This window comes from Micromonospora sp. M51 (genome assembly GCF_018070305.1).
GTDB classification, from domain to species: Bacteria; Actinomycetota; Actinomycetes; order Mycobacteriales; family Micromonosporaceae; genus Micromonospora; species Micromonospora parva.
The window spans coordinates 1-3,089 of record NZ_JAGPXZ010000716.1 but is presented as its reverse complement, the minus strand read 5'-3'; the positions used below and the strand labels follow the sequence as shown (position 1 = coordinate 3,089).

The 3,089-nt window shown below is 72.6% G+C and carries 3 protein-coding genes; 1 reads left to right on the top strand and 2 read right to left on the bottom strand.

Annotated features, from left to right (window positions below; all coding sequences use genetic code 11):
• The coding region (gene dacB / locus KBX53_RS27595) for a D-alanyl-D-alanine carboxypeptidase/D-alanyl-D-alanine-endopeptidase (protein ID WP_210862446.1) at positions 1-1,162 on the bottom strand (1,162 nt) is incomplete at its 3' end.
• A 67-nt stretch (positions 1,163-1,229) separates the two neighbouring features.
• Positions 1,230-1,946 (bottom strand): MIP/aquaporin family protein, encoded by a 717-nt coding sequence (locus tag KBX53_RS27590; protein ID WP_030331316.1) that lies wholly within the window; start codon positions 1,944-1,946, stop codon positions 1,230-1,232.
• Positions 1,947-2,055: 109 nt separating this feature from the next.
• On the opposite strand from KBX53_RS27590, the gene KBX53_RS27585 reads away from it, so the two are divergent.
• A partial coding sequence (locus tag KBX53_RS27585) for an NAD(P)-binding domain-containing protein (protein WP_210862445.1) occupies positions 2,056-3,089 on the top strand: 1,034 nt, incomplete at its 3' end.

The following is a 3,089-nucleotide window of genomic DNA, read 5'->3' as shown; positions in this document are numbered from 1 at the left end:
GTTGCTGAAGTGGACCGTCGAGAAGGTCTTCACGCAGCACTGCGGAAACGTCGGCCTCCATCCCGGTGTCGGCGACGTACTCGCTGATCGCGGTGAGGCCGGCCGTCCACGTTCCCGAGCCGGAGAGCACCCGACCGATCTCCTTGGTCAACACCTCGGCGTGCCCGTTGTTGGAGAGCTTGAGGAACGGTGTCATCAGCTCGCCCAGGCTCATCGAGTCGTGTCGCGCCACCGGGTCGGCCGTCTCCGGGGTGGGCTGGCCGAGCACGGTCCGGCCGAGCACCCGGACGCCGTGTCGGTGCAGCGCCGTCCGAAACACGTCGGCCGCGTAGCCGGTGGGTTCCCAGACGGTGACCCAGTCGCTGGCCGGCTCGTCGCCGAGGGCGATCTGACCGGTCACCACGACGGTGTTGCCACCGTGTTCGCGCTCGATCGAGATGGAGGTCTCGCCGCTGCTGACCGTCTCGGCGCGGTTGTCGACCCGGACGTAACCGGTGGCGGGGGTGGTGGTCACCACCGGCGGGGCGCCGGCCCGGTCGGCCGGCGCGGCGTGCACGATCACCGTGCCCGCGTCGTAGTCGGTGTCCGGGGCGACGGTCAGCGCGGAGACCGGGGCGGCGTAGTAGTAGGGCTCGTCGTCCCAGGTCCAGTCGGGGCCGAGCCGGGTGCTGTCGTAGCGGGTGTCGTCGGCGACCAGGTTGCCGGTGACCACCCGTACGCCGTCGGCGGCGACCTGCGCGGCGAGCGCGTCGTAGTCGGCGGCGAGCATTGTCGGGTCGCCTCCGCCGTGCAGGTAGAGGTTGCCGGAGAGCAGGCCCGCGCGACGCTTGCCGCTGGCGCGGACGTCGGTGGTGAAGCGGTGGCCGGGGCCGAGCAGCTCAAGGGCCGCGGTCGAGGTCAGCAGCTTGGTGTTGGACGCCGGAATCAGCCGGCGGTCGCCGTTGCGGTCGTAGAGCGTCTGCCCCGTGCTGGTGTCGATCACGACCACCGAGGCCTGCGCGCCGCTCAGCCGGCTGTCGGCGAGGATCGTGTCGATGGTGGCGCGCAGCTGGGTCGTCGCGGGGGTGGGCGACTCGGCTGTGGCGCCGGGCGCGGCGGCGGTGGCCGCGGTGGCGACCAGCGCCAGCAGCGCGAGGGCCCGGGGAAAGTGACGACGATGCATGTGCTGATGCTGCCACGGAGATATTCGCCGGAAAAGGTCCCCGGGCGAAAGATATTGCCGTACCTGCCTATTTCGGCTCGCCGACCGATTTCTCGTGACCACCCCAGTAGTGCCGCTGCGCCCCCATCAGCAGTGGTGCGACCAGCGCCGCGAGCGCCCCGCCGAGCAGCGGGAAGACGATGAACACCCAGAGTTGCCGCAGCGCCACGCCGCCCTCGAAGACCGCCGGGCCGAACGCGCGGGCCGGGTTGACGGCCGCACCGGTGAGCGTCACGCCCACCAGTTGGGTGGCGGCCAGCGCCAGCCCGATGGCCAGTCCGGCGGTGCCCGGATTCTCGCTCCGACTCGTCACCACCAGCACCACCAGCACGAAGAGGAAGGTCAGTACGACCTCCAGCACGGCAGCGCCGCCCCGGTTGATGTGCGCGCCGTAGCCGTTCGCGCCCAGGGCTCCGGTCTGGTCCGCGACGTCACCCCATCGGGTGAGCGCCCACAGCACGAAGGCCGCGATGGTCGCGCCGACGAACTGCGCGATCCAGTACGCCACCGCCCCGAGCACCGAGATCTTTCCGGAGAGCAGCACACCGAGCGTCACCGCCGGGTTGACGTGGCTGCCGGAGAGTGGGCCGATCGTGTAGACCAGGGCCACCATCACGAACCCGAAGGCCAGCGCCACCACCACCACGCCGCCCTGGACCCGGGCGGCGACCGCGCTGCCCACGCCGAAGAACACCAGCAGCAGGGTGCCGAGGAGTTCGGCCGCGTACCGACGGAAGTCGCTCATTCGCTCAGCGTAAGTGCCGGTCGGGTGGTCGACGCCGGAATGGCCGGCTGTGACCGGCGCGACGGCCGACGGCGGGCACAGTCCCGACAACCGGGCTGTTGTACCCCGTGTGGACACCCTCTCCGCGGACGTCGTGGTGATCGGCGCCGGCCAGGCCGGTCTGAGCGCCGGCTACCACCTGCACCGCACCGGTTTCGCCCCCGGCAGTGGCTTCGTCATCCTCGACGCCGACAACGGGCCCGGCGGCGCGTGGCAGCACCGCTGGCCGACGCTGGTCTTCGACAGGGTGCACGGCTTCCACGACCTGCCCGGCCTGCCGCTCCCACCCGCCGATCCGCACCGCCCGGCCGCCGAGCAGGTCAGCGCCTACTTCGCCGCGTACGAGAGGACCTTCGACCTGCCGGTGCGGCGGCCGGTACGGGTCCGGGCGGTGCGCTCCCGCCCCGACGGACGACTGGACGTGCACACCGACCGGGGCACCTGGACCGCCCGAGCCCTGATCAACGCCACCGGCACCTGGACGCGGCCGTTCTGGCCGCACTACCCGGGCCGGTCGACGTTTCGGGGACGGCAGCTGCACACCGCCGACTATCGGGGGCCGGCCGAGTTCACCGGCCTTCGCGTGGTGGTCGTCGGCGGCGGCACCTCGGCCGTGCAACTGCTCGGTGAGGTCTCCACCGTCGCGGCGGCCACCACCTGGGTGACCCGCCGGCCGCCGTCGGTCCCCGACGAGGAGTTCGGCCCGGAACTGGGTCGTGCCGCGGTGGCCCGGGTGGACGAGGCGGTCCGGGCCGGCCGACCACCGGGAAGCGTGGTGGGCGTGACCGGGCTGCCGGTCACCCCCGAGGTGCGCCGGCTGCGCGAGCGCGGCGTCCTCGACCGGCTACCCGTGTTCGACCGGATCACACCCGACGGGGTGGCCTGGGCGGATGGGCGGAACGTGTCGGCGGACGTCATCCTCTGGTGCACCGGCTTCCGGGCGGCCATCGACCATCTCGCCCCGCTGGGCCTGCGCGCGCCGGGCGGCGGTATCACGATGGACGGCACCCGGGTGGTCGCCGACCCGCGGGTTCACCTGGTCGGGTACGGCCCCTCGGCCAGCACGATCGGGGCCAACCGGGCCGGCCGCGCGGCGGTCAACGA